The organism is Pantoea sp. AS-PWVM4, assembly GCF_000468095.1.
Lineage (GTDB): Bacteria > Pseudomonadota > Gammaproteobacteria > Enterobacterales > Enterobacteriaceae > Pantoea > Pantoea phytobeneficialis.
The window spans coordinates 216946-243884 of sequence record NZ_ASZC01000002.1 but is presented as its reverse complement, the minus strand read 5'-3'; the positions used below and the strand labels follow the sequence as shown (position 1 = coordinate 243884).

Sequence of the window (26939 nt, the reverse complement as noted above, 5' to 3'; positions counted from 1 at the left end):
CATTCGCATCGAAGGAGTTGACGCAATGGTGCTGCAAAATGTGGATTTTAACCTGCGAGATGTGGTGATTTTCGCCCTGCTGGTGTGGCTGTTTATTCGCTACAGCTGGGTGATGTCGGCACTGACGTTGCTGGTGGCGGGCATCGCCCTGCTGATTCTGTTACCGGTTGATATTTATTACTGCCTGTTACCTTTGGCGCTGATGGGGCTTGGGCTTGGCATGCTGATCCACCATTACCAGTTACGGCAGCTGACGCTGCGTCGGGAAGCCAAAACACCGCGCACCTACACCAAGCCCAGGGACGAGTTACACCTGTAACCCTTATCGGCCCATGCGTTTCATCGCCCGGGCATAAGCACCACGCTGAATTGACCAGCGCAACAAACCAGCAATCAGATGTATTTGCCCATCCACCAACCGTTGCTGCAACGGATTGATGGGCAAGGTTGCCAGTTGTTGCGCCCAGTCTGGCAACAAGCCAATCCCTGCTTTCATCATGATGTGCATCACCGGTTTCGACTGCCAGCTGGGAGCCGGGGCGTTCATCAACAGCTGCGTGACCTCCCGGGTACGTTCATCGCAAACCAGCTGTGGACGCATTGCCTGCAAATAGTTTTCCACCGCCGCAACGCTTTTCGGCACCTGCTCTGCCCCAAGCGATTCCGCGATCAGCGCCGCTTCCTGATAGTAGCGATCCCTTTCCATCAGGCTCAGGTGAGGATTTTTATAGCGCAGATGCGCCGCGAGAAAGCGACTGGTTTCCGCCACATGCACCCAGGTCAGCAGATGCGGATCGCTGGCCGCATAGGGTTGCCCCGCATTGTCGACGCCGGTGACACGCAGATGGATGCGTTTAACCCGCTCGATCAAGGTGTGTGCATCCTGCTGATTGCCGAAGGTAGTGACCGCGATAAATTGGCTGGTACGCCGTAGCCGTCCCAGCATGTCATCGCGGAAGTTGGAGTGATCCCATACGCCCGCCAGCGCCGCCGGATGCAGCATCTGCAACAACAAGGCGCTGATACCGCCACACATCATGGCGGCGAAATCACCGTGTACACGCCAGATGACGCTGTCCGGGCCAAACAGCCCAGGATCGCCAGGGGGTTGCGAGATGTCGAATTCATTAAGTGACAGGCCATTCAGGCGGAAGACTTGTTGTTCGATGCGTTTGCGGATGTTCATGATTTTCAGGTAATTGCCCGGTCAACCTCAAGGCTGACCGGGTTGCTGACATTTCTGCGAATTGTAGCGGCACGATTTATCATGCCATTAGACATCTGCTGCCATTGCTACGTTTGCGCGATAAATCGCGCCGCTGCGTTGGGTTTAGAGATAATCAAATGATGCGTCCTGAGTGCGCACCGAATCCAGCCCAATCATCACATTGATCTTACCCGGCTCGGCCACATGCTGCATTTTCTGATTCCAGAATTTGAGCGCATCAACGTTAATCTCAAAGCTCACCGTCTGGGACTCGCCCGCTTTCAGCATGATGCGCTTAAAGCCGCGCAGCTCCTGCACCGGACGGCTGATGCTGGCAACCGGATCGTTCAGGTACATCTGCACCACCGTTGCACCATCGCGCTTGCCGGTGTTGGTGACCTTGACGCTGGCTGCCACCGTGCCATTACGGGGCATAAATTTCGCTGACATCTTCACCGGCGAAACGCTAAAGGTGGTGTAGCTCTGACCATAACCAAACGGATAAAGCGGTCCGTTGATGGCATCGTAGTAGTGCGATGTGTACTTGTTCGGCTTCTCGAAGTTGTACGGACGACCGGTTGGCAAATGGTTGTAGTAAATCGGGATCTGCCCTACCGAACGTGGGAAGGATACCGGCAGCTTGCCTGACGGGTTGTAGTCGCCAAACAGCACATCAGCGATAGCGTTACCACCTTCGGTACCGCTGAACCAGGTTTCCAGCATCGCATCTGCGATCTGATCTTCATGCACCACATTCAGTGGGCGACCATTCATCAGCACAATCACCAACGGTTTGCCGGTGGCTTTCAGCGCCGTCAGCAACTTCTGTTGGCTTTCCGGGATGGTCAGTTCGCTGCGACTGGAGGCCTCATGCGCCATTCCCTGCGCTTCGCCCACCGCCGCCACGATGACATCGGCTTTCTTCGCATTGGCAACGGCTTCATCAATCATCTGCTGCGGTGAACGCGCATCAACAGTGACTGCCTGTTCATACAAATTGAGGAATTTCTGGATGCCTTGGTTATCGGTGATATTCGCGCCTTTGGTGTACAGCAGCGTGCCCTTACCGGCCATCGCCGCGCGCATCCCCTGATACAGGGTGATGGACTGCTTCGCCACCCCGGCGGCTGACCAACTGCCCATAATGTCGCGTTGGCTATCGGCCAGAGGGCCAACCAGCGCCACGGTGGCGTTCTTTTTCAGCGGTAAGGTTTCGCGCCAGTTTTTCAGCAGCACGATGCTCTTACGCGCCACATCACGCGCTTCGGCACGATGCAGACGGCTCTCCGCGTTGGTGTCCTGCGGATCGCTGCCTTTTGGCCCCAGATGACTGTAAGGATCGTTAAACAGCCCCATATCATATTTGACGTTCAACACATGGCGCGCAGCATCATCAATTTCCGCCATGCTCACCGCACCGCTTTTCACCAGCCCCGGCAGGTATTTGCTGTAGTACTCGTCGCTCATACTCATATCGATGCCGGATTTCAGCGCAATACGCACCGCATCGCGGGGATCGCTGGCGACCCCGTGTTTCATCAGCTCTTTAATCGCACCATGATCGCTGATGGTGATGCCTTTGAATTTCCACTCATCACGCAACAGGTCTTTCAATAGCCAGCTATCGGCGGTGGCCGGTGTGCCGTTTATCGAGTTGAGCGCCACCATCACGCCACCGCTGCCAGCATCCAGCGAGGCTTTGTACGGCGGCATATAATCCTGGAACATTCGCTGTGGGCTCATATCGACGGTGTTGTAATCACGCCCCCCTTCCACCGCACCGTACAACGCAAAATGCTTCACGCTGGTCATGATGGAGTAACGATCCGCCGGACTTTTGCCCTGCATCGCTTTCACCAGGGTGCTGCCCATTTGTGAGGTGAGGAAGGTATCTTCACCAAAGCCTTCCGACACACGTCCCCAGCGCGGCTCGCGGCTGACGTCCACCATCGGTGCCCAGGTCATGTTCAAACCGTCGTCTGCCGCTTCATAAGCGGAAACGCGCCCCACTTCGGCGACCGCGTCCAGATCCCAACTGGCCGCCATGCCAAGCGGGATCGGAAACACGGTACGCTGGCCGTGCACCACGTCATATGCAAAGAACAAAGGAATTTTCAGGCGGCTGAGTTGCATCACCTGATCCTGCATGGCGCGAATGTCCGGGCGCGTCACGGTATTAAAAATTGCCCCAACCTGTCCGTGTTGAATCATGTCACGGATGGCTTCCTTTGGGTTATCCGGCCCGACGCTGATCAGACGCAGCTGACCAATTTTCTCATCCAGCGTCATCTTGCTAAGCAGTTGGTTTACAAAGGCATCACGCGCTTGTTCGGTCATCGGATGGTTGCCAAACATCTCATCCGCCAGCGCGGGTTGCATGGCAAGGGATACAGCGAGGCTTACAGAGCAAATCCATTTCATCAGGTCGGGTTCTCTTAAGTGACTGCACAATATAAAAATAACCGGCAAAGTGTGCCATAAGTTGAGGATAGCAGGTAGCCGACGATGTCACATCGCGGCCGCTTCGTGCAACGCGTGCTACAGTTGTTTCGCTACCGTTTATGACAAGGATAAGCCAATGAAAAACGCCTCCTCTGACTCTGCCCTGTTGGGTGAACTGCGCCACCTCGTCGGTCCTGCGCAACTGCTGACGGATGCCGAACACACCGCCCGTTATCGTAAAGGCTTTCGCTCCGGTGAAGGCGAAGCGCTGGCGGTGGTGTTTCCCGGCTCGCTGCTCGAATTGTGGCGTGTGTTGCAGGCACTGGTCACTGCCGATGCCATCATTCTGATGCAGGCTGCCAACACCGGGCTGACGGAAGGCTCCACCCCACAGGGGAATGATTATGATCGCCCGGTGGTGATCATCAGCACGCTACGGCTGGATAAACTGCAACTGATTGATGGCGGTAAACAGATTCTGGCGTTCCCTGGCAGCACGCTTTACCAGTTAGAAAAAGCCCTCAAACCGTTGGGACGTGAACCCCATTCGGTGATCGGTTCGTCCTGTATTGGCGCATCGGTGATGGGCGGTATTTGCAACAACTCCGGCGGGTCGCTGATTAAGCGCGGCCCGGCCTATAGCGAGATGGCGCTCTACGCGCAAATTGATGCGGATGGCAAGCTGCGGCTGGTCAACCACCTTGGTATCGAACTGGGCCATTCGCCGGAAGAGATACTGGGACGACTGGATGATGATCGCTGGCAACAAAGCGATGTGATCTGGGATGATCGCCATGCCTCAGATCATGAATACGCCGAGCGTGTACGCGATATCCACGCCGCGACCCCGGCGCGTTTCAATGCCGATGCCCGCCGCCTGTTCGAAGCCTCCGGTTGTGCCGGTAAGCTGGCGGTGTTTGCCGTGCGCCTGGATACCTTTGTCAGTGAACCGCAGCAGCAGGTGTTTTATATCGGCAGCAACGATCCGGCGGAATTGGCTGAGATCCGCCGACATATTCTGGCGAACTTTACCCACTTACCGGTGGCGGGTGAGTATATGCATCGTGCTATTTTTGATATCGCCGAGGTGTATGGCAAAGATACCTTCCTGATGATCGACCGGCTGGGCACCGACAAAATGCCGTTGTTTTTCACTCTTAAGGGCAGGATCGATGCCTGGCTGGCGAAGCGCAAATGGGTCAAACCACATTTAACCGATCGCCTGTTGCAGCGGCTGAGCGGATGGTTCCCGGCCCATCTGCCGAAACGCCTGAAGCAGTACCGCGACAAATATGAACATCATCTGATGCTGAAAATGTCCGGTGACGGTGTGGCGGAAGCGCAGGAGTATCTGCACGCCTTTTTCCGCGAAGGTGGCGGTGAGTTTTTTGCCTGTGACGCCAAAGAGGGTGCTCACGCGTTTTTGCACCGATTTGCGGCTGCCGGGGCCGCCGTGCGTTATCACGCCATTCATGCTGATGAAGTCGAGGATATTCTGGCGCTGGATATCGCGCTGCGCCGCAACGACAACGACTGGTTTGAACGGCTACCGCCGGAATTCGACCAGGATCTGAGCCATCGGCTCTACTACGGTCACTTTTTCTGCCATGTATTCCATCAGGACTACATCGTGAAGAAAGGAGTGGATGTTCATGCGCTGAAAGAGAAAATGCTGGCGATTCTCAGCCAACGTGGCGCGGAGTACCCGGCAGAGCACAATGTTGGCCATTTGTACGCCGCGAAGCCGCAACTTCAGGCGTTTTATCGTCGGTTAGATCCCACCAACAGTTTTAATCCGGGAATTGGCAAAACCAGTAAGCAGAAAGGATGGGCGGTGAAGGTTTAATGATACGTAGCGGCGCGATTAATCGCGCCGCTACGTTAGTGCGATCTTTATGGTAATTGCTGGCTGTCGTCCGTCAGCCCCTGCTGGGCGCGACGTTCGATAATCATGGTCTGCGGCGTCGACAACACGATGCCTTCTTTACGCAACCGGGTCAGGATATCAAACAGCAAATCGCTTTTGGCGCTTGAAATCTGGCGCTGGCTGGCAACGTTGCCGGTCACGCTGAGAACAATGCCAGCCGGTGTCAGTTCCTTGAATGAGACGGACGGCGCAGGCATTTCGAGGATACGTTCGTTCTCCTCATACACTTCCAGCAGGATCTCGCGCACGCGTACCGGATCGATATTAAGTGGGAAGGTCAGCAAAATCGTCACCACCCCTTGCGCATTGCCCATGGTCGCGTTTCGCACGTTCTGCGAGATCAGCTGCGAGTTCGGCACAATTACGGTGGATTTATCGCTGAGCTGGATCTCCGTGGCGCGCACGTTGATACGGCGGATATCCCCTTCGATGCCGCTGATGCTCACCAGATCGCCAACTTTAACCGGACGCTCGGTGAGCAGGATCAGACCGGAGATAAAGTTCTTTACGATCTCCTGTAAACCAAAACCGATACCGACCGACAGAGCGCTGACGATCCACGCCAGTTTGTTCCACTGCAAGCCCATGATCGACAGTGTCAGCAGGATAATCAGCACGTAACCAATGTTGCTGAACAGCGTCACCAGCGACACGCGCATCCCCGCGTCCATAGTGGTTTTAGGCAGGAACTCTTTATCCAGCCAGCGGCGCACCGAGCGCAGCACATAAATCCCCACCACCAAGCAGATAATGGCGTTGACCATATGCGCCGGAACAATATTCAGCGACTCCAGCCCTTTGCCGCCCCAGAATTCAATCACCTTCTGGATCAGGCCAATCGGTGTGGTCGAGGCAAAAGTGCCGTTCAGCAGCGCCAGGGCAACGATACCGATCAACAAGGTTTTGCCCAGCGCACCTAACAACGTGGCAGCCTGTTGCAGGTGGCGCTCATCAATATTCAGTGAACTCTGGATGCGTCTCCCGCTGCGGGTTTGTATTGAGAACAGGCTTTCACAACCGTCCGTCACCAGCTGGCTGAGGAAATAGAACGAACCGAACAGAATGCCACACCAAATCACTTCATAACTGAGGAAGCGCGCCAGCGAGATGTAACCGATCACCAACGAAATCAGGATGGCAAGCGCCGTCAGCGTCAGGCCCATTTGGATCAGACCGACCAACGTTGAACGCGCTTCCGGTGGATTGCCCTTCTGCGCCATTCGGCGACGCACCCGGTTGGTACGCATGCTGATCGCCAACCCGGTGCTACCAATCAGAAGTGCCGTCAGGCCGTTCGCCATAATGGTGGTATTCAGGCTGGTGCCGACGCTGTAGTTAAAGGACTCCACCGTCTGGAAGATAAACACCAGCGCGGCGGTGATCGGCGGAAAAGGCTTCAACGCCAGCGCCACTTCATTGGAAATGGCCGGCAGACGCCAGCTCGGGCGACGGGTGGAGAGGAACGCGCGTCCCAGGCCCGCAATCAGGCCGCAGTAAACGCTAAGTTGCACCAGGCGCAGGATAAAGTCCTGCACATCGGACGACACCTCATCGCGGCGGGCAAAGGCCAGCGCAAAGAAATTGAAGGTCAGGACCACGGCTGCGAGGGTGGTGAGGGCAATCGCCGAAGCGAGGAAGCTGCGGCGCAGTCGTCCTTCCGGCATTTTGTGAATGCTGACCCAGGCGAGAAACTCCTCACCGTAGCGGCGGCCCAGCGTCATAACCAGCATCGCGGCGATCAACCAGCCAATGGTGCCAAAGCGCCAGCCCGGTTCCCATGACAGCGCGGCGGTGTCCTGCAATTCACTCAGGAAGTCACTGATCTTCTCGCCATCGAGATCCTGGGTGCTGGCCAGCGGTGCCCAGAAGCGTGGGCCAAGGATACTGCCGGCATTCAGCGCCAACTGGCTTTTCAACTGATCGCGACGCAGGTTGACGATTTGCGACGACAGCGTCAGCGCGCCGTTTTTAATCCCTTCAGCTTGCTTGATTTGATCGTCCAGCTTGGTTTTCTGGTTCTCCAGCGAGCTACGCTTGCGCGCCACTTCCAGCGTTTCGGTCATGCCGCTGTCAGGTTTGGGTGCCGGTCCGAGCACTGCCAACTGTGCATCCAGCTGCTGGCGCTGCGGCACTAATGCCTGGCCGAGGGTATCGGCATTGCCCGACAGTTCCAGCGCCATTTCATTCAGCTGGCTCAGCTTGCTTTCATTATTTTCTCCCGACACCTGACTTTTAATCTTGTCGAGAATCTTCTGCATTTTCGGCAGTTCCACCGATGCATTGACTTTGGGTGCCGCATCTTCGCCCTGCGGAGCCGGGGCATTATTGTCTGCCGCCTGGCTGAATGCCGGGGCCAGCAGCGCCAACATCAGCAAAAAAGGAGCAAAAAGAGTTCGAAACGTAAACATAAGAGTGAGATTCCAGCGCATTAACCGTCCACAGACGCGTCTTAGTGACCCTAAGTGGCGGCTAGTGTAGGCCTTTGGCAACGGCGAAACTATAGGAATGAGGGTGTAAAACATTGGTGCTAACGATAAGGCTTTTTGCAGATGCCGCCCCGCTGGCCGCATCTGCAACATCAATATTATTCGACGTTCTGTCCCTGAGCGCCGGTGCTCGCTGTTTGCGAGGCTTTCTGCTTTTTATACGCCAGTGCCGCCGCCGGGACCGGCGCCGCTTTGCCGGTTTCCAGCCAGTCACGCAGACGGTTAGCATCCGCAAAGTGGGTGTATTTACCGAACGCATCCAGCACCACCAGCGCCACCGGACGGTTGTTAATCACCGTGCGCATCACCAGGCAGTGACCAGCCTCATCGGTGTAACCGGTCTTGGTCAGCTGGATACGCCAGTCGTTTTTGTACACCAGATGGTTGGTGTTACGGAACGGTAAGGCATAGTTCGGATGTTTAAACACCGCCGTGTCTTCTTTGGTGGTGCTTAACTCACCAATCAACGGATACTGACGGGTGGCTTTCACCAGCTTGATCAGGTCTTCCGCGTTGGAGACGTTATGAATCGACAGCCCGGTCGGCTCCACATAATGGGTGTGGGTCATGCCCAGCGCCCGCGCCTTGGCGTTCATGGCGCGAATAAAGGCGTCATAACCGCCCGGATAGTGATGAGCCAGGCTGGCAGCCGCGCGGTTTTCCGAAGACATCAGCGCCAGCAGCAACATATTCCGACGACTGATTTCACTGTTGAGCTTCACGCGGGAGAACACGCCGCGCATTTCCGGGGTATGGCTGATATCCACCGACAGCATTTCATCCAGCGGCAGCTTCGCATCCAGCACCACCATCGCCGTCATCAGCTTGGTGAGCGAGGCGATCGGGCGCACTCGATCGGGATGGCTGGAGAACAGCACTTTGCCATTATCCAGGTCGACAATCATCGCACTGCCGGACGCAATTTGTGGCTGCGCGACAGGAGCCAGATTGGACAGCGCAGCAGCAGGCGCTGCCTGAACAGGTGTAGTCACTGCCGGTGCGCCGATCATCAGCGCCAGCGACAGTAAAGAAATACGCATTTTTACAGACATCGTGTCAAAAAAATCCGGTAAGGAGTTTTGTGCTGTGCTATCGCACAGGCCGCGCGCATCAAGCCAGACGGGATGCGGGCTGGCGACAGCATGATACGTGGTTCTCTACGAAATATCCTGGAGAGATTGTTTCCGGGCGTTAAAAACCCAAGGCAGGCAGATGCACGGAAATAATTCGCGCCACAATGTGTGGCGCGAATAAGTCCATCAGAACCGGTTGCAACTAGAACAACTTCGGTCCATAGCCCCACAGAATTACCGTCAGCGCCAGCAGCACCTCAAACACCAGCACACCAATCGCCAGCGTCGAGCCGGAAAAGCGCAGACTCTCTTCTTTATCGATATTGAGGAACACCGGAATACCGACAAACAGCAGATAACCGGTGTAGACCAGTGCCAGCGTACCCACCAGCAGGCACAGCCACACCAGAGGATAGAGCGCGACCAATCCGCTAATAAACAGCGGCGTCGCCACATAACCGGCAAACACGGTACAACGTTGAATGCTGGGACGCTGCGGATAGTTACGCGCCATCCAGTGAATAACGCGGCCCATCACGGCCACGCCACCTAAGATGATGAGATAAAACAGAATGCCTAGCCCGATACCGGTCAGCATGTTGAGTTGGACAAATTGCCCTTCGCCCAGATTCCAGCCCAACTGTGTGGTGCCGATAAAGGCGCAGATCACCGGGATCGCCGCCATCAGCAGAACATGGTGGGTGTAATGGTGCGAAACGCTCTCGTTTTCCTGCTTGATATCGCGCATTTCTTGGTTAGGATGCGCGAGAAGTCCCCAGACATGATTCATAAAATCACTCCTCTGATGCGACGGGCTGCCCCGAAACGCAACGCCTCGCAGCGCGGGCAGCTTCACTTCAAGTATAATCGGCGCGGCGGTTTTTGCGGCAAGCGGCACAAAAAATCGCCGTCAGGTGTAAACTGTTACCAGGTTTGCTTACAACAGGGAGGAGGATTTTGCATCTTGATATCAACGGATTAATTAGCCAGTACGGCTACCTGGCACTGCTGATTGGCTGTATCGCCGAAGGGGAAACCTTCACCCTGTTGGGGGGCGTGGCGGCGCACGAGGGATTGCTGCACTTCGGCGGCGTGGTGCTGGCAGCGATGGCGGGCGGGATTATTGGCGATCAGTTGCTGTTCTGGCTGGGACGGCGTTTCGGCACCCGCATTCTGCGCCGTTTTCGCAAGCATCAGGATACCATCCGCAAGGCAAACCACCTGATCCAACGCCATCCCAGCCTGTTTGTGATTGGCGTCCGTTTCATGTACGGCTTTCGCATCGTCGGGCCAATTATCATCGGCACCAGTCGCCTGAAACCCCTGCGTTTTTTCCTGCTGAATGTGATTGGTGCCGCGCTCTGGGCGCTGATCTTTGTCACCCTGGGGTATTTTGCCGGTGAGATCGTCGCCCCCTGGCTGCACCAGCTTGATCAACATTTAAAACATTTGCTGTGGCTGGTGGCGGCGGTGGGATTTGCCATCCTGCTACGTTTTATTATCCGTCGCTGGAACCGCCGCCGCGCCAATTAGTCGTGGTGATATCCCTTAAACTGCGGATTTGCCAGCATAAACCCACCATCGACAATAAAGGATTGCCCGGTGGTGTAGGTCGCCCATTCTGAGCACAACCAGGCCACCAGGCTGGCGACCTCACGCGTATCGCCCGGTCGCCCGATGGGGATTTCCGGCATCCGCGTGCTGCGCGCATCCTCGTTACGCAGATTATTCATCGGCGTGGCAATCGCTCCCGGCGCCACGGCATTGACCAGGATTTGATGCGGTAACAGGCTGAGCGCCATCGATTTGGTTAACCCGCCTAACGCATGTTTTGCCGCGGTATAGGCCGCCGCATCGGGCAGCGGCGTATGTTCATGCACCGAGGTGATATTGATAATTCGCCCGCCGTTGCCTTGATCCACCATGTGACGTGCGGCGATCTGGCCGCAAACGAAAGCACCGTCCACATCGACATTAAACACCTTGCGCCAGTCCTCAAAGCTGAGTTCGAGAAAATCCGCTTTGGTCATCACGCCGGCATTGTTGACCAGTACATCAATTCTCCCCAATGACGCAATCAACTGCGCCAACTGTTGACCTCCAGCCTGCGGGTCGGAGAGATCCAGTTGCCGCACCTGCGCCTGCTGGCCCCGGCTCTCCACCAGGCGCGCCGTTTCGTGCGCCCCCTCCTCGTCTGAACGCCAGGTGATGCCGAGGGTATATCCCGCCTCTGCCAGCATCAGCGCACAACTGCGCCCGATACCCGAGTCGGACGCGGTGACCACCGCCACTTTCTGTTTGACCAGCGCCATAACCTTCTCCTGTGTGTAGGGTGTCTCCACAGTATAGAAGTTATCGTTCTGTGCCCCGCCGCGGCCGCACATACCGTTTCGGCTATAGTTAACAACGGACTGGCGTAACGGAGGCAGGATGAGCGCAATCAAACGCAAGATTGAGGATCATGGGGTGATTGGCGATTTACGTACCTGCGCGCTTATCGCCAGTGACGGTACCATCGATTATCTGTGCTGGCCCGAGCTCGACAGCCCCTCGGTGTTTAGCGCTCTGCTCGACAGCGATGAAGCCGGGCTGTTCTCACTGGCCCCGCAATGGAAGAATGCGCGCCAGCAGCAACTTTACCTGCCTGATACCAATATTCTGCAAACCCGCTGGCTGGGCGAAGAAGGGGTGGCGGAGATCACCGATTACATGCCGATTTGCGATGAAAGCGGCAAGCTGCCACGCCTGGTACGCCGGGTGAAGATGGTGCGCGGTTCTGCGCGTTTTAACCTGCTCTGCGCCCCTCGCCATGATTATGCGCGCGCCGAAACGTACACCGAAGCGCGGCCTGGCGGCATCGCCTTTCATGCCGAGGGCCAGCCCTCGTTACGTCTCAGCGCCAGCGTGGTGATGACGCGGGAAAATCATAGCGCCACCGCCAATTTCACTTTGCAGGCGGGCGAGCATGCCGAATTTGTGTTTGGCAGCGACGACGATCCCCATCTGGACACACTGGCGACTGAACGCTGTTTTCGCGACACCCTGCACTACTGGCGGCGCTGGAGCCGACACAGTTCTTACCGTGGCCGCTGGCAGGAGATGGTGACGCGATCGGCGCTGGCACTGAAACTGCTGACCTCCCATCAACACGGTTCGATCGCTGCCGCCGCTACCTTTGGCCTGCCGGAGGAGTTGGGCGGGGAGCGCAACTGGGACTATCGCGCCTCGTGGATTCGTGACGCCTCGTTCAGCATGTATGCGCTGATGCGCCTCGGTTATGTGGAAGAAGCGAAAAGTTTTACCCATTGGGTGGGACGCTGTGTTGAGCACAGCCACGATGACACGCCGCATTTGCAGGTGATGTATCGTCTGGATAGCGGCACCGAGCTGCATGAAACCGAACTGCTTAATCTTTCCGGCTACGCTAATTCCCGCCCGGTGCGCATTGGCAATGACGCCTGGCGGCAGACGCAACTGGATATTTACGGTGAGCTGATGGACGCCATCTATCTTGCCAACAAATATGGCGAGGCGATCTCCCAACGCGGCTGGAAGCACGTTGCCAACATGATCGATTACGTATGCGATAACTGGCAGCAGCCCGATGCCGGAATTTGGGAGATGCGTGGCGAGCCGCAACACTTTCTCCATTCGCGCCTGATGTGCTGGGTGGCGCTGGATCGCGCCCTGCGCCTCGGCCTGAAACGTTCATTACCGATGCCCTATGAACGCTGGGATCGGGTGCGTAGCGCCATCCGCGATGATATCTGGCAAAACTTCTGGAACCCGGAGCTGGGGTACTTTACCGCGACACGCAATGGCCGCTTTCTCGATGCCTCGATGCTGTTGATGCCGCTGGTGCGTTTTGTCGGTGCCACCGATCCAGACTGGCTGGCGACACTGGACGCGATCAAAACCCATCTGGTGAGTGACGGCCTGGTACGTCGCTACAACATCAACGAAACCCCTGCCGACGCACTGAAAGGCGGTGAAGGATCATTTGCCGCCTGTTCGTTCTGGTATGTTGAGTGCCTGGCACGCGCCGGTCGGGTGCATGAGGCGCACTTCGAATTTGAAAAATTGTTGAGTTACGCCAATCCGCTGGGGCTGTATGCCGAAGAATTTACCCCGCATGGTCATGCGTTGGGTAATATGCCCCAGGCGCTGACCCATCTGGCGCTAATCAGTGCGGCGTTCTTTCTGAACCGCAAGCTGAGTGGTGAAGTCACCCTGTGGCAACCCTGAAATCAGGCCCGTGGCAATCTGAATAAACGGCTTATTACAGCTATTTACGTAAAGTATGTTCAACCTGTTAAAATCGTGATTCCCATCACCGCTTCAATGCACATATAATGCGCAGCGGGTCACTAAGACCAAGATGGATTCGACACACTGACAAGCCTGAAATACGGCTATAACGACTTGTAAAAACATGAAAAAGAGCATTCGCGCGTTCGCTTCACTCGCCCTCGTACTGGCGGCGTTCAGCCAGTCGGCCTTTGCGGTGGTTTATCCGCTACCGCCCGCTAACAGTCGTCTGATTGGCGAAAATATTCAGGTTACCGTACCTGAAGACAGCAAACTTCCGCTGGAAGCCTTTGCCGCTCAGTTCCAGATGGGCCTCAGCAACATGCTGGAAGCCAATCCGGGCGTTGACGTCTATCTGCCGAAAGCAGGCACCAACCTGGTGATCCCACAGCAGCTGATTCTGCCTGACGCTCCGCGTGAAGGCATTGTGATCAACAGCGCTGAAATGCGTCTTTACTACTACCCGAAAGGCACCAAAACCGTCGTGGTGCTGCCGATTGGTATCGGCGAGCTGGGTAAAGATACCCCGATCAACTGGACCACCAGCGTTCAGCGTAAGAAAGATGGCCCGACCTGGACCCCGACCAAAGCGATGCACGCTGAATACGCGGCACGCGGCGAATCCATCCCGGAAGTATTCCCGGCTGGCCCGGATAACCCGATGGGCCTGTACGCACTGTACATTGGTCGTCTGTATGCCATTCACGGCACCAACGCCAACTTCGGTATCGGTCTGCGCGTAAGTCATGGTTGCGTGCGTCTGCGTGCTGACGACATCAAATGGTTGTTCAAAAACGTGCCGGTTGGTACGCGCGTCCAGTTTATCGATCAGCCGGTGAAAGCCACTGTCGAGCCGGACGGTTCACGCTACGTGGAAGTTCACAACCCGCTGTCCACCACCGAAGAGCAATTCAACTCACGCGAAATCGTACCGATTACGCTGACGGCGGCGGTGACCAAAGTGATTGCGGATGCCAGCACCAACCAGGATGCGGTCAACAACGCTATCCAGGCGCGTACGGGTATGCCAACCAAAATCAATGGCCCGGCGGGTGAAGCTATGCCTGCGCCAATCCCGGTACAGGAAACCCCGAACGCCATGCCGAAAGAAGAGCCGATGACCCCACAGGGTGCCAACATCCCGGCTCCGGCAGCAGCCAACAGCACCACGGCGAATAACAACTCGTAATCCCTGCGTGGATCATGAGATAAAGCCAGCCCTCGGGCTGGCTTTTTGTTGCCTGACATAAAACATCGCGCGATAAATCGCGCCACTACAACGGGTGCACGAAACGTAACGGCGCGATTTATCGCACAACCAATTAACTCCGTGGCCGTCGCAACGCCAGCCAGCCCGCCACCAGGGTAAACGCCAGCACCAGCAATACCAGCAATAAAAAGCCGTGCGGGTTACTCGCCAACGGAATGCCGCCCACGTTCATACCAAAAAGTCCCGCCACGATGTTGATCGGCAATGCCAGCACGGTGATCACCGTGAGTAAAAACAGCGTGCGGTTGCTCTGCTCCATCAGGCGGGCGGCGATCTCTTCCTGCAATAACCGAATCCGCTCCATCAGGCTGGCGAGATCATTTAGCGCCACGCTGAACTCTTCGGTAAAAATTCGTAGCTCACTCAGCGGTTCCCGCTTCAGCCAGCCGGGTGGACGGTTCAACAGGCGAAATAATGCCGCCGGTTCGGGTGCCAGCAGACGCTGGATGCGCAATAACATACGCCGCAGACGCCCCAGTTCGCTGCGATTGGCTTTGATCGCCTGGCTCAGCAGGCGCTCTTCAATCGCGTCCACCGCCGCGCTGGAACGCCGTACCACCTGTTCCAGTTGCGCTTCCTGCTCGCCCAGCAGCCACAGCAGCAACGCATCGGGTTGCGCAAACGACAAGCGACCCAGTTGCTGATGCATGCGTTCAATCATCCCCACTGGCCGGTAACGTGCGCTGACAATGATCTGCGGGCGGCACCACATCCACAGCGTCGCATTCTGCGCACTGTGCTCCTCGCGACTGAAGGTGACATCGTTCAGCACCGCCAACAGCGCGTCGTTTTGTTGTGCCAGACGGGTGCGCGGTGAAGCGGAGTGAATCTCATCGAAGAAGTCACTGTCGACATCAAAATGGACCTGCACCCAACGTTCGGCGCGGGCATGGTTCAGGTTGATGTGGAGCCAGAGGAAATGCGCTTCCGGCAAGGTCTGCCGGGCCAGTTGGGACGCTTCGCGCGCGCTGAGCCGCTGAGGAGGAGAATCGGGCGAGAACAGATAACCGTGGATCAGCCCGGCCACTTCATTATTGAAGTCGGGCAGCGTGGTAAGCGGCAGAACAGGCTGGAGCATAGCAATCAGGAGATCCGGCAGCGGTCAGACACTCAGCCTGCGTCAGCAAGATGACAGAGAGATGACAGGCCACCGGCAATATCATCATTCTGTCATACAAAACCGGTATCACACTGCGGGTAACGGATGCTATCCGGCATCATCATCCACCACCGGGGTGTGCCATGAGCGAAAATAGTTTACCTGCGTCAGCGTCGTCATCGATCGGCGGACGTCCTGATTTACACCCGCGCGGCGGCCGCTTTTCCCGTGCACTCTTTCTGCTGCTGGTGCTGGCCGGGCTGGCCTTCACTGCTCTCAACCTGTTTAACGATGTCGCCGATACCGGCGCGCCCGTCACCAGCTATACCCCCTTTCTTCTGCTGGGGTTGGCGTTGCTGATTGCCCTCGGTTTTGAATTCGTTAATGGCTTCCACGATACCGCCAACGCGGTCGCCACGGTGATCTATACCCACTCACTGACGCCCGGCGTGGCGGTGGTGTGGTCCGGCATTTGTAACTTTCTCGGCGTACTGCTCTCGAGCGGCGTGGTGGCGTTTGGCATTATCTCGCTGCTGCCGGTGGAGTTGATTCTCCAGGCAGGCAGCGGCAATGGCTTTGCCATGGTGTATGCCCTGCTGTTCTCGGCAATTATCTGGAACCTGGGTACCTGGTATTTTGGCCTGCCGTCATCATCGTCCCATACGTTGATCGGTTCGATTATCGGTGTCGGGGTGGCGAACGCCCTGCTGCATGGTCGCAGCGGCACCAGTGGCGTGGACTGGGATCAGGCGCTGAAAGTCGGCTATTCGCTGCTGCTGTCGCCGATTGTCGGTTTTATCTGTGCCGCCTTGTTGCTGTTGGCGATGAAAGCCTTGATCCGCAACCGTCAGTTGTATGAAGCGCCGAAAAACGACCAGCCACCGCCGGTGTGGATCCGGGGTCTGCTGATCCTGACCTGTACCGGGGTCTCCTTTGCGCATGGTTCCAATGACGGTCAGAAAGGGATGGGGCTGATTATGCTGATTCTCGTCGGCACCATGCCGATTGCCTATGCCCTCAACCGCTCACTGCCGCCAGACCAGATTCCACGCGTCGCCGCGTTAACGCAGATCACGGAACAGCAGTTGCTGACGTTACGTTCTTCTACCTCAGAGATCGCGGCACCACGCGAGGTGTTAACCGAGTTTGTGCGCACCGGCCAGCCTCGCCCCCAGGTACTGCCCGCACTGGGGATGATGCTCGGCGCTATCGGCGATCAGATTCGCCGCTACGGTTCTATGGAGAATATTCCGGCGCAGTCAGTCACCAATACCCGTAATGATATGTATCTCGCTTCGGAATCGATTAAGCATCTGCAAAGCGCTAAAGTGGCGCTGCCGGAAGAGACGGAACGCAACCTGGTGGCGCTGAAACGCGAGCTGGACAGCGCCACCCGTTTTATCCCGATGTGGGTAAAAGTGGTGGTCGCCATCGCGCTGGGCCTCGGCACCCTGGTCGGCTGGCGGCGTATTGTGGTGACGGTGGGTGAACGCATCGGTAAAACCCATCTGAATTATGCCCAGGGGGCCAGCGCCGAGTTGGTGGCGATGGCAACCATCGGCGCCGCCGACGGCTTTGGTCTGCCGGTGTCCACCACCCATGTGCTCTCTTCCGGGGTCGCCGGATCGATGGCCGCCAACCGTTCCGGTTTGCAGCTCGCGACCTTACGTAATCTGGCCGTCGCCTGGGTGTTGACGCTGCCGGTATCCGTGCTTCTTGCCGGGCTGCTTTACGCCCTGTTTATCCATCTTTAACGGTGATTCGCCATGTCTGCGTACCCGTGCCGGATAGCAGAAAAGTATTAACCCGCGGTCGGCACGGCCGAACGACGGCCACGCTGTTGTTGCAGGCGCAGCGTAATCAGGAACGCGCCCAACACCATCAGCGCGGCCGCCAGATACACCGACTGCATCCCCCAGTGACTGATCAGCAATCCCGCTACCGGGCCAGTCAAGCCCAGCCCCAAATCCAGAAAGGCTGAATAGGTGCCAAGCGCCGATCCCTGATCCTGCTGCTGCACCTGCTTCACCGCTTCCACGCCGAGCGCCGGGAAAATCAACGAGAAACCTGCACCGGTCAGGAACGCCCCAACATCCACCAGCCAGGCACTGTCGGCCTGCCAGATCAGCACCAGCCCGGCGCACTCCAGCACGAAGGAGACCAGCGAAACTTTCAGGCCGCCGAAACGCGTGATGTAGCGACCAAAGCCGAGGCGCACAATGACAAAACCGAGGCTGAATACCGTCAACGCGAAGGCCGCGCCGGTCCAGTCACGGCTGGCAAAATAAAGTGTGATAAAGGTGGAGATCACCCCGAAACCGATGGTGCCAAAGCCAAGCGCCAGACCAAACAACCAGACGCGGCTGACCACGCGATGAAACGGGATGCGCACCCCCGCCGTAACGCTGACCGGCGGCTTTTGATACGCCAGCACAAATCCCACAAGACCCATCAACGCCACCAGCCCGGCAAAGCCACTGATGCCGAACCACTGATTCAGCAACACGCCGAGCGGTGCGCCAATCGCCATCGCGAAATAGGTTGCCACACCGTTCCATGAGATGACGCGCGCGGTTTGCAGCGGTCCGACAATATTCATGCCCCACAGGGTAGAACCGGTGCTGCTGAAACTCTCACCGACACCAAGAAAGACGCGCCCCAACGCCAGCAACAGCAGGCTGAGAAGCGGTATGTCACGGCAAAGGGCAGCGACAATCGACAACACGCCGCTCATGCCACAGCAGATCAGGCCGAGCATCACCACGCGTTTGGGACCAAAGCGATCTGCCAGACGACCGGAGTGTGGGCGGCTCATTAAGGTAGCGAAATATTGAACGCTGATAATCAGACCCGCCACAAACGAGCTAAAACCGAGCTGGTTATGCACGAATCCCGGCAGCACCGCCAACGGCAGACCTACGGAGAGATAGCAAAAAAAGGTGAAAATCAGGACGGAAACAATGCGTTTATTTAACTGAGCATTACTCAGTACAGCGGCGTCAGACATGTGCGGTGGCGTTGCGTAACTGGGTGAAGTTGAAGCACTACTATACCCTTAGCCTGCTAACGGGTCGCGGCTTTTTTTATGTCTGGTTAATGCAACGTTGGGCGTGGCGTTCGATTGCCGCCGCGATGTCAGCGGAGACTTTTAAGGTGCGGATTTCACTGAACAGCCCATCCGCCTGGTGATATGCCTTGCGCAGATAACCCAGCCACTGCTTGATTCGCGCCACATGATACAAACCGGTATCGCCCTGCTTTTCCAGCCGGGTGTACTTCTGCAACAACGCGACCACATCGGTCCACGCCATCGGAGCTTCGTTGTACTTCACTACGCGACTCAGATTGGGCACATTGAGCGCGCCGCGTCCCAGCATCACCGCATCGCAACCGGTGATACGCAGGCAATCCTGCGCATCCTGCCAGTTCCAGATTTCGCCATTGGCAATCACCGGAATCCGCAGCCGCTGACGGATTTCACCAATCGCCTGCCAGTTAATGCTTTCGGCGCGGTAACCTTCTTCTTTGGTGCGACCGTGCACCACCAGCTCACTGGCCCCCGCCTGCTGCACCGCATCGGCAATCTCAAAACGCCGTTCACTGGAATCCCAGCCGAGACGCACTTTGACCGTGACGGGCAGGTGATCCGGTACCGCTTCCCGCATCGCTTTCGCGCCGCGATAAATCAGTTCAGGATCTTTCAGCAATGTCGCCCCGCCGCCGCTGCCGTTAACCAGCTTCGACGGGCAACCGCAGTTGAGGTCAACACCCCAGGAGCCAAGCTCCACCGCACGCGCGGCGTTTTCCGCCAGCCACTCGGGATATTGCCCCAACAATTGCAGCCGCACACGCGTACCGGACGGCGTGCGGCTTTGATGTTGCAGTTCCGGGCAGAGACGATGGAAAGATTTTACCGGCAGCAGTTGATCGACCACGCGCAAAAACTCGGTGATGCACAGATCGTAATCATTCACTTCGGAGAGCAGCTCGCGCACCAGCGAATCGAGCACGCCCTCCATCGGCGCCAGTAAAACCCGCATCGCCTTAGTGATTACCGCTTTTGCTGGCCGCCGGACGGCGTGAGCGCGCCGGTTTGCCATCCTGACCCTGACGGCGCGGCGCACGGTTTTCGCCCTGTGGACGTGGCGCACGGCCTTCACCCTGAGGACGCGGATTACCGCCCGCTGCCGGACCACGGCCACGACCACCGCGCTGCTGTTGCTGCTGGCGGCCATTCTGGATCGGCTCCGCTTTGATGCTCGGATCCGGATCAAAACCCGGCAGCGCAATGCGCGGAATTTCACGCTTCAGCAGGCGTTCGATATCACGCAACAGCTTGTGCTCGTCAACGCACACCAGCGACAGTGCAGCACCGGTCGCGGCGGCACGACCGGTACGGCCGATACGGTGTACATAATCTTCCGCCACGTTCGGCAGTTCATAGTTCACCACATGCGGCAGCTCTTCGATATCAAGGCCACGCGCAGCGATGTCGGTCGCCACCAGCACACGGATGCCACCGGTTTTGAAATCAGCCAGCGCACGGGTACGCGCCCCCTGGCTTTTATTGCCGTGGATTGCCGCAGCGGTGATGCCATCTTTATTCAGCTGTTCAGCCAGATGGTTGGCGCCGTGTTTAGTACGGGTAAACACCAGCACCTGCTGCCAGTTGTCGCGACCGATCATCAGCGACAGCAGTTCACGTTTACGTTTTTTATCAACGAAATGCACCTGCTGTGAAACCTGCTCAGATGCGGTGTTGCGGCGAGCCACTTCCACCTGCTCCGGGTTATTCAACAGCTTTTCCGCCAGCGACTTGATCTCGTCGGAGAAGGTGGCAGAGAACAGCAGGTTCTGACGTTTGGCAGGCAGTTTCGCCAGCACGCGGCGGATATCGTGGATAAAGCCCATATCCAGCATGCGGTCTGCTTCATCCAGCACCAGGATTTCCACATGGGACAGATCGACGGCATTCTGATGCGCCAGGTCGAGCAGACGGCCCGGTGTTGCCACCAGCACATCTACGCCGCCGCGCAGTTTCATCATTTGCGGGTTAATGCTGACGCCGCCAAATACCACCAGCGAACGCAGGTTAAGGTATTGGCTGTAATCACGTACGTTTTCACCGACCTGAGCGGCCAGTTCACGGGTTGGCGTGAGGATCAGTGCACGCACCGGGCGACGTCCGCGCGCGGGTGCATCTTTTGCTGACAGACGCTGCAACAAGGGCAGCGTAAAACCGGCGGTTTTGCCGGTGCCGGTCTGGGCGCTCGCCAGCAGGTCACGACCAGCCAACACCACGGGAATAGCCTGACGCTGGATTGGCGTCGGTTCACGATAGCCCTGTTCCGCTACCGCACGCAAAATATCGGCATTCAAGCCGAGAGAGTCAAAAGACATGCAGGTGTATTACTCCGAACCGCCCTGACCGCAGTTTGCGATGTAGTTTTCAGGGGGGATATGACGCAAGCCTAAAGCCTACGTGTGAAAAGGGCACAAACTACCATGCGTAAGCGCGGCAGTGTAGCAGCTTTCAGCCAGCATTGCGCGATAATCGACTGTAAAAAAAAACAGCGCGATAAATCGCGCCGCTACCATCAGTTAACTGCGTTTCTTCTGCACGCGCTGCGCAGGTTCTTTCGCCAGCAGGGAAACCAGCGCCGGTCCCACCAGCATGACCACGCCAAGGCAGCCCAGCAGCAGGTTGTTATGGATGATGCGTGACACCAGGAACAGCGTCAGCATTGCCGCTCCAAAGTAGTAGGTGGTGGTCACTTCTTCCAGAGAGTCGCCTAGCATACGCAAACGGGCACTACGCTGTGTGACCAGCATGGTGATAAACACCACAACGTAGGCCGCCACCAGGGTACTGCTCACTTCAACCAGCGCCTTATGTTTCCAGCCCCAGACCAGCGCGGCAATCACCAACAGGTGCATCGCAATATGAACGCAGGTTTGTCCGGTAACAATCTGAACACGATTAGACCATTTCATTCTCTTCTCCTGGCAGACCCAACAGATCGCCCAAGTGTATCTGGCCGCGGCCAGACAGATTTCCTCAATGTAAGGCAAATTTCGGATAACACCCTAATTTTCTGCTCCCTTCGCCTTCCATTTGTGACAAAGACTACACTTTATCCGGTTGATGATGAAAAGGAGCGCGTCGCAGTATGACACAAAATGCACAAGGATTTTCGATAAAAGTCCTGACCATCAATACCCACAAAGGGTTCACCAGCTTCAACCGCCGCTTTATCCTGCCGGAATTGCGCGATGCTGCACGGGCGACTTCGGCCGATATTGTCTTCCTGCAAGAGGTGATGGGCACCCACGCCATCCACGCCTTACACATTGAAAACTGGCCGGAAACTTCACATTACGAGTTTATCGCCGACACCATGTGGCACGATTATGCCTATGGCCGCAACGCGGTGTACCCTGAAGGACATCACGGGAACGCGATATTGTCACGTTTTCCGATCGTTGAGTATGAAAATCGCGATATTTCTGTTGCCGGAGGTGAAAAGCGCGGCATGTTGCACTGCAAAATCAGCCTGCCGGGGCAAAGGCAGTCGCTGCATGTGATTTGCGTGCATCTTGGTCTGCGCGAGCCGCATCGTCGCGCTCAGTTGCGCATGATGTGCGAGATGATCGCCTCGCTACCACCCGATGCGCCGCTGGTGGTAGCAGGTGATTTTAATGACTGGCAGGTTCGGGCCAACAAATACCTTAAACGCCATGCCGGACTGGATGAAGTGTTCAGCATAAAGAATGGTCGCCCGGCGCGCACTTTCCCGGCACGTTTTCCGTTGCTGCGCCTGGACCGCATCTATATCCGCAATGCCACCATCAGCCAGCCGTGGGCGCTGCCGGTAAAACCCTGGTCGCATTTGTCAGACCATGCGCCACTGGCAGTCGAGGTGGTGTTATGAATTTTAGCTGGCGTGACGGTAACCAACTCCACCTGCTGGAAAATGGCGAGGCCTTCTTTCCACGCGTCTTTGGTGCCATCCAGCGCGCCGAACGCACCTTGTTACTGGAAACCTTTATCCTGTTTGAGGATCAGGTCGGTAATGCGTTGCATCGCGAATTGTTGGCGGCGGCGCAGCGCGGCGTCAGGGTTGAAGTGATGGTGGACGGCTACGGCTCACCGGACCTGTCAGACAGCTACGTCAATAGCCTGACCGCTGCGGGCGTGCGTTTTATCTATTTTGATCCGCGCCCGCTGGTGCTGGGGATGCGCACCAACCTGTTCCGGCGCCTGCACCGCAAGATCGTGGTCATTGATGAGGTGATCGCCTTCGTGGGCGGCATCAATTTCTCTGCCGAACATAACACCGACTTTGGCCCGGAGGCCAAACAGGATTACGCCGTTGAAGTCAAAGGTCCGGTGGTGTTGGATATTGCGCGCTACGTGCAACAAGCCATCGGCAGCGAACAGGTGACCCGCCGCTGGTGGGGCCATCGTTCGCATCGTCCGGCGCTGAATGCCCTGCCGGGTGATGCGCAGGTGTTGTTCGTCTTTCGCGACAACGACGGCCATCGTGATGATATCGAACAGCACTACCTCGACATGCTGCGCAAAGCCAAACAGGATGTGATCATCGCCAACGCCTATTTCTTCCCCGGTTATCGTCTGCTGCGTGCGATGCGCCATGCCGCGCGTCGTGGCGTGCGGGTACGGTTGATCGTCCAGGGCGAGCCGGATATGCCGATTGTCAAAGTGGGCGCTGAGATGCTGTACAACTATCTGGTCGATGGCGGTGTCGAGGTGTACGAATATTGCCGTCGTCCATTGCATGGCAAGATCGCGGTGCAGGATCAGCAGTGGTCAACCGTCGGTTCCAGTAATCTCGACCCGCTCAGCTTGTCACTCAATCTGGAAGCCAACCTGATGGTGCATGACCGCGCCTTCAACCAAACTCTGCGGGAAAACCTTGAGCAGTTGCTACGCGAGGATTGCGAACGGGTTGAGGGCGATAAGCTGCCACCGCGCACCTGGTGGCACCTGACCAAAAGCGTGCTGGTCTTCCACTTCTTACGTCACTTCCCGGCGATTGCCGGATGGTTACCCGCCCATACGCCCCGGCTGGCGCAGGTTGTTCCCCCGGTACAACCGGAGATGGAGACTCAGGATCGGGTTGAGGCCGAAAACAAAGGAGCCAGACCCTGATGAGTAAAAAACATTCGCGCTGGCAGCGCGTGAAGAAAATCCTTACCGGGTTATTTTTTATCGCCGTGCTGGTGCTGCTGGTGGTGTACGCCCGCCAGGTAAACTGGGATGACGTTTATCAGGTGATCGTCAACTACAACCGCACGCTGGTGTTCAGCGCGGTGGCGCTGGTTGTTATCAGCTACCTGACCTATGGCCTGTATGATTTGATTGGCCGCGCTTACTGCGGCCATAAACTGGCTAAACGTCAGGTGATGCTGGTGTCGTTTATCTGTTATGCCTTCAATCTGACGCTCAGTACCTGGGTCGGTGGCGTAGCTATGCGCTATCGCCTTTATTCACGACTGGGTTTACCCGGCGGCACCATCACCCGCATTTTCTCGCTGAGCATCGCCACCAACTGGCTGGGCTACATTTTGCTGGCAGGCGTGGTATTTGTGGCGGGCATGGTTCCCCTTCCCGCGGGTTGGTTTATCGGCGAAAACACCCTGCGACTGATCGGCGGCGCGTTGTTGGTGTTGGTCGCGATCTATCTGTGGGCCTGCGCCTTTGCCAAACGACGTCACTGGACAATAAAAGGCCAGCACCTGCAACTCCCCTCGCTGCGCATGGCGCTGTTTCAATTCGCAGTGTCCTGCACCAACTGGATGGTGATGGGGGCGATTATCTGGTTGTTGCTGGCACAACAGGTGGGTTATCCGCAGGTGCTGGGGGTGTTGCTGATCAGCAGTATCGCCGGGGTGATTATTCACATCCCCGCCGGGATCGGCGTGTTGGAAGCAGTATTTCTGGCGCTACTGAGTGGTCAGGGTACGTCACACGGCACCATTATTGCCGCGCTGCTGGCCTATCGTGTGCTGTATTTTATTTTGCCGCTGCTGCTGGCGCTGGTGTTGTACCTGTGGCTGGAGAGCCGCGCCCGACATTTACGGCAGAAGAATGAACAGAAGAAGGTTGCGTGATAAATCACGCCGCTACACCACTGTAGCGGCGCGATTTATCGCGCGGGTTTTGGTTAAAACGCGCGCGAAGAGTATGGCATCGTTAACGGCGGTTACCGAAAATACGCAGCAGCATCAGGAACAGGTTGATAAAGTCGAGATACAGCGTCAGCGCACCCATAATGGAAAGACGACGCAGATTCTCTTTGTCATTCACATCCACCGTCTCGCCAATGGCTTTCAGTTTCTGGGTGTCATATGCCGTCAGGCCAACAAACACCACGACGCCGATATAGGTAATCGCCCACATCAACGCCGGGCTTTTCAGCCAGAAGTTCACCAGCGACGCCAGCAAAATTCCAATCAACGCCATAAACAGCAGGCTACCGAAACGGCTGAGATCGCGTTTGGTGGTATAGCCATAAAAACTCATGGCACCAAACATCCCGGCGGTGACAAAGAAGGTGCTGGCGATTGACGAATAGGTGTAGACCAGAAAAATACTGGCGAGCGTCAGGCCGGTCAGCGCCGAATAGAGCATAAATAACGCCGTCGCCAGCGCCCCACTCAGACGATGCACCATTCCGGACAGCACAAACACCACCGCCAGCTGGGCGATGATAAGACCGAAGAAAGTGATGCGGTTAGCAAACACCAACTCCATCACCGCAGGCGTGCGCGCCGCGAACCAGGAGACGAACGCGGTCAGCAGCAAACCACAGGTCATCCAGCCATACACCTGCGCCATATAGGTTTGCAGCCCGGCGGAGGCCTGCTGCACGATTGAATCGTTACGTGGATATCGGTCCATGATGCACCTCTCAATGGATTCGTGTTGCGGCGCGATTTATCGCGCGGGTTTAGTTGTTAAACAAACTCTGTAAGTTTGGAGCCTATAACTTGCCGCGTCAACGGCGCGTCAAACACTGTTGATAACGGCCATCCACGCGCTGGGCAAACCATGCGGTGGTCAGGTTACGGGTGATTTTCGGGCTTTCCAGCTTAATACCCGGCAACATTTCGCGCGGCAGACGTTTACCCGCCATTTTATCCGCCAGCGTGAACACCTGTTTCCATAATACGCTAGTGCTGAACTCAGGCTTTTCGCCCTTCTCCAGATCGCGACGGATTTCGCGTTGGCTCATGTCCAGCTGCTTACTCAGGCTGCGCACCGCGAGTTCTGTCGCCCCGGCGGCATCGCTGCCATATTGAATCAGATCGCCATCGAGCGCCAGTTTGATCCCGCTGGCACGCGCCACAGCCGCCTGAAAAGCGGCATTGCGACTGGCATACCAACCGGCGTTAAAGTCAGCGAAGCGATACAGCGGCTGTGAGTAATCCGCCGGGTATCCCAGCAAATGCATGATGCCAAAATACATACCACCGTGTCGGGTAAAGACTTCACGACGAATCGAACCCTCCACCGGCCACGGATAGCCTTTGGCGTGCGCTTCGGCGAAAGCGATGCTGACCTGCATCGGACCGCCGGTATGAATCGGGTTAAGGTTGCCAAACAGTTTTTGTCCCAGCGGCACCATATCGATGAAGTCATCAAAAATGGCGCTCAGCTCTTTCTCGCTGCGCACTTTGTCGAGGCGCGCCGCGTAGCTTTCACCGGTGGGAGAGTTGATCTGCAACGCCGTGCGTACCGCGAAGGCCGGGATAAAAAGCTTGCCCGCACGCCGGTTGATCTCAGCCCAGGCGATTTTTGGCAGGCCCGGCACCACCGCATCGGCGCTGAAGTTCGATTCCTGATCGGCCACCGCGATCACCGCGCACAGGTTGCTGACGCTGGGATCGATTTGCTGAGTGCGGAAGGCGGTATAAATATCATCAGCCCAGTCCGCTTTCTGCGTAACGTGGCTGGGCAATAACTGACGGATTTGTGCTTTCACATCCCCAGGTTGGCGAACCGGTGCCTCGGGCTGCTTTTTGCTGCTGGTACATCCCGCCAGCACCAGTACCGCCAACAGCGCTGCACGCTTGAGTATTACAGTCGCTTCCATCGGGTTC

The 26939-nt window shown here is 56.9% G+C and carries 22 protein-coding genes; 9 read left to right on the top strand and 13 right to left on the bottom strand.

The features are described from left to right. Positions 1-25 precede the first annotated feature (25 nt). Complete coding sequence (locus L579_RS01295) at positions 26-319, top strand: hypothetical protein (RefSeq protein WP_021182482.1); 294 nt, start codon at positions 26-28, stop codon at positions 317-319. Positions 320-322: 3 nt separating this feature from the next. On the opposite strand, the gene L579_RS01290 is transcribed toward L579_RS01295, so the two are convergent. Further along, complete coding sequence (locus L579_RS01290; protein WP_036624505.1) at positions 323-1189, bottom strand: oxygenase MpaB family protein; 867 nt, start codon at positions 1187-1189, stop codon at positions 323-325. A gap of 141 nt (positions 1190-1330) precedes the next feature. Then, positions 1331-3628, bottom strand: a complete 2298-nt coding sequence (bglX, locus tag L579_RS01285; RefSeq protein WP_036624501.1) for a beta-glucosidase BglX — start codon at positions 3626-3628, stop codon at positions 1331-1333. Positions 3629-3785: 157 nt separating this feature from the next. Here bglX and dld point away from each other — a divergent pair, with 157 nt between their 5' ends. Next, the gene (gene dld / locus L579_RS01280) at positions 3786-5495 is read left to right on the top strand and encodes a D-lactate dehydrogenase (RefSeq protein WP_021182479.1); all 1710 of its coding nucleotides are present in this window, start codon (positions 3786-3788) and stop codon (positions 5493-5495) included. 47 nt (positions 5496-5542) lie between these two features. Here dld and L579_RS01275 read toward each other — a convergent pair whose 3' ends face one another. The 3 genes from L579_RS01275 to L579_RS01265 form a co-directional block, all read right to left on the bottom strand. After that, positions 5543-7984 (bottom strand): DUF3772 domain-containing protein, encoded by a 2442-nt coding sequence (locus L579_RS01275; RefSeq protein WP_021182478.1) that lies wholly within the window; start codon positions 7982-7984, stop codon positions 5543-5545. Positions 7985-8160: 176 nt separating this feature from the next. Then, complete coding sequence (gene pbpG / locus L579_RS01270; protein WP_021182477.1) at positions 8161-9114, bottom strand: D-alanyl-D-alanine endopeptidase; 954 nt, start codon at positions 9112-9114, stop codon at positions 8161-8163. A gap of 223 nt (positions 9115-9337) precedes the next feature. Then, positions 9338-9925, bottom strand: coding sequence for a Yip1 family protein (locus L579_RS01265; protein ID WP_036624497.1), 588 nt, complete (start codon positions 9923-9925; stop codon positions 9338-9340). Between the two features lie 167 nt (positions 9926-10092). On the opposite strand from L579_RS01265, the gene L579_RS01260 reads away from it, so the two are divergent. Beyond that, entirely contained in the window at positions 10093-10668 is a 576-nt protein-coding gene (locus L579_RS01260) for a DedA family protein (protein ID WP_021182475.1), read from the top strand. Here the strand turns inward: L579_RS01260 and L579_RS01255 are convergent. Further along, entirely contained in the window at positions 10665-11447 is a 783-nt protein-coding gene (locus L579_RS01255) for an SDR family oxidoreductase (RefSeq protein WP_021182474.1), read from the bottom strand. The two genes, L579_RS01260 and L579_RS01255, sit on opposite strands and share 4 nt — an antisense overlap. Positions 11448-11565: 118 nt before the next feature. On the opposite strand from L579_RS01255, the gene L579_RS01250 reads away from it, so the two are divergent. After that, positions 11566-13380 (top strand): glycoside hydrolase family 15 protein, encoded by a 1815-nt coding sequence (locus L579_RS01250; protein ID WP_021182473.1) that lies wholly within the window; start codon positions 11566-11568, stop codon positions 13378-13380. A 187-nt stretch (positions 13381-13567) separates the two neighbouring features. Next, entirely contained in the window at positions 13568-14632 is a 1065-nt protein-coding gene (locus tag L579_RS01245; protein ID WP_021182472.1) for a L,D-transpeptidase family protein, read from the top strand. 133 nt (positions 14633-14765) lie between these two features. Here the strand turns inward: L579_RS01245 and L579_RS01240 are convergent, their stop codons facing one another. Further along, on the bottom strand, positions 14766-15791 hold the full coding sequence (locus L579_RS01240) for a CorA family divalent cation transporter (protein ID WP_021182471.1): 1026 nt from the start codon (positions 15789-15791) through the stop codon (positions 14766-14768). Positions 15792-15955: 164 nt separating this feature from the next. Between L579_RS01240 and L579_RS01235 the strand changes: the two genes are divergently transcribed. Next, positions 15956-17566 (top strand): inorganic phosphate transporter, encoded by a 1611-nt coding sequence (locus L579_RS01235; RefSeq protein ID WP_021182469.1) that lies wholly within the window; start codon positions 15956-15958, stop codon positions 17564-17566. A gap of 47 nt (positions 17567-17613) precedes the next feature. Here L579_RS01235 and L579_RS01230 read toward each other — a convergent pair whose 3' ends face one another. From L579_RS01230 to L579_RS01215, 4 genes are all read right to left on the bottom strand, one after another. Then, the gene (locus tag L579_RS01230; RefSeq protein ID WP_021182468.1) at positions 17614-18819 is read right to left on the bottom strand and encodes an MFS transporter; all 1206 of its coding nucleotides are present in this window, start codon (positions 18817-18819) and stop codon (positions 17614-17616) included. 76 nt (positions 18820-18895) lie between these two features. After that, positions 18896-19852 carry a tRNA dihydrouridine(16) synthase DusC gene (gene dusC, locus L579_RS01225; RefSeq protein WP_036624493.1) on the bottom strand — a complete coding sequence of 319 codons (957 nt, stop codon included), beginning with the start codon at positions 19850-19852 and terminating at the stop codon, positions 18896-18898. Between the two features lie 4 nt (positions 19853-19856). Then, positions 19857-21212 carry an ATP-dependent RNA helicase RhlE gene (gene rhlE / locus L579_RS01220; protein ID WP_021182466.1) on the bottom strand — a complete coding sequence of 452 codons (1356 nt, stop codon included), beginning with the start codon at positions 21210-21212 and terminating at the stop codon, positions 19857-19859. A 201-nt stretch (positions 21213-21413) separates the two neighbouring features. Next, entirely contained in the window at positions 21414-21806 is a 393-nt protein-coding gene (locus L579_RS01215; protein WP_013508363.1) for a YbhQ family protein, read from the bottom strand. Positions 21807-21982: 176 nt separating this feature from the next. Between L579_RS01215 and L579_RS01210 the strand changes: the two genes are divergently transcribed. From L579_RS01210 to L579_RS01200, 3 genes are read left to right on the top strand one after another with little or no spacing between them, the layout of a single operon-like run. Next, positions 21983-22744: an endonuclease/exonuclease/phosphatase family protein gene (locus tag L579_RS01210; protein ID WP_021182465.1), complete on the top strand. Its 762-nt coding sequence runs from the start codon at positions 21983-21985 to the stop codon at positions 22742-22744. Then, positions 22741-23985, top strand: a complete 1245-nt coding sequence (gene clsB, locus L579_RS01205) for a cardiolipin synthase ClsB (RefSeq protein ID WP_021182464.1) — start codon at positions 22741-22743, stop codon at positions 23983-23985. The genes L579_RS01210 and clsB overlap by 4 nt, the downstream gene beginning before the upstream one ends. Then, a complete protein-coding gene (locus tag L579_RS01200; RefSeq protein ID WP_021182463.1) occupies positions 23985-24947 on the top strand; it encodes a lysylphosphatidylglycerol synthase domain-containing protein in 963 nt (320 codons plus the stop codon). Before clsB ends, L579_RS01200 begins: the two co-directional genes overlap by 1 nt. Before the next feature lie 82 nt (positions 24948-25029). On the opposite strand, the gene L579_RS01195 is transcribed toward L579_RS01200, so the two are convergent. Continuing rightward, positions 25030-25737 (bottom strand): Bax inhibitor-1/YccA family protein, encoded by a 708-nt coding sequence (locus L579_RS01195; protein ID WP_013508359.1) that lies wholly within the window; start codon positions 25735-25737, stop codon positions 25030-25032. A 97-nt stretch (positions 25738-25834) separates the two neighbouring features. Then, positions 25835-26932, bottom strand: coding sequence for a DUF1615 domain-containing protein (locus L579_RS01190; RefSeq protein WP_021182462.1), 1098 nt, complete (start codon positions 26930-26932; stop codon positions 25835-25837). Positions 26933-26939 lie beyond the last annotated feature (7 nt).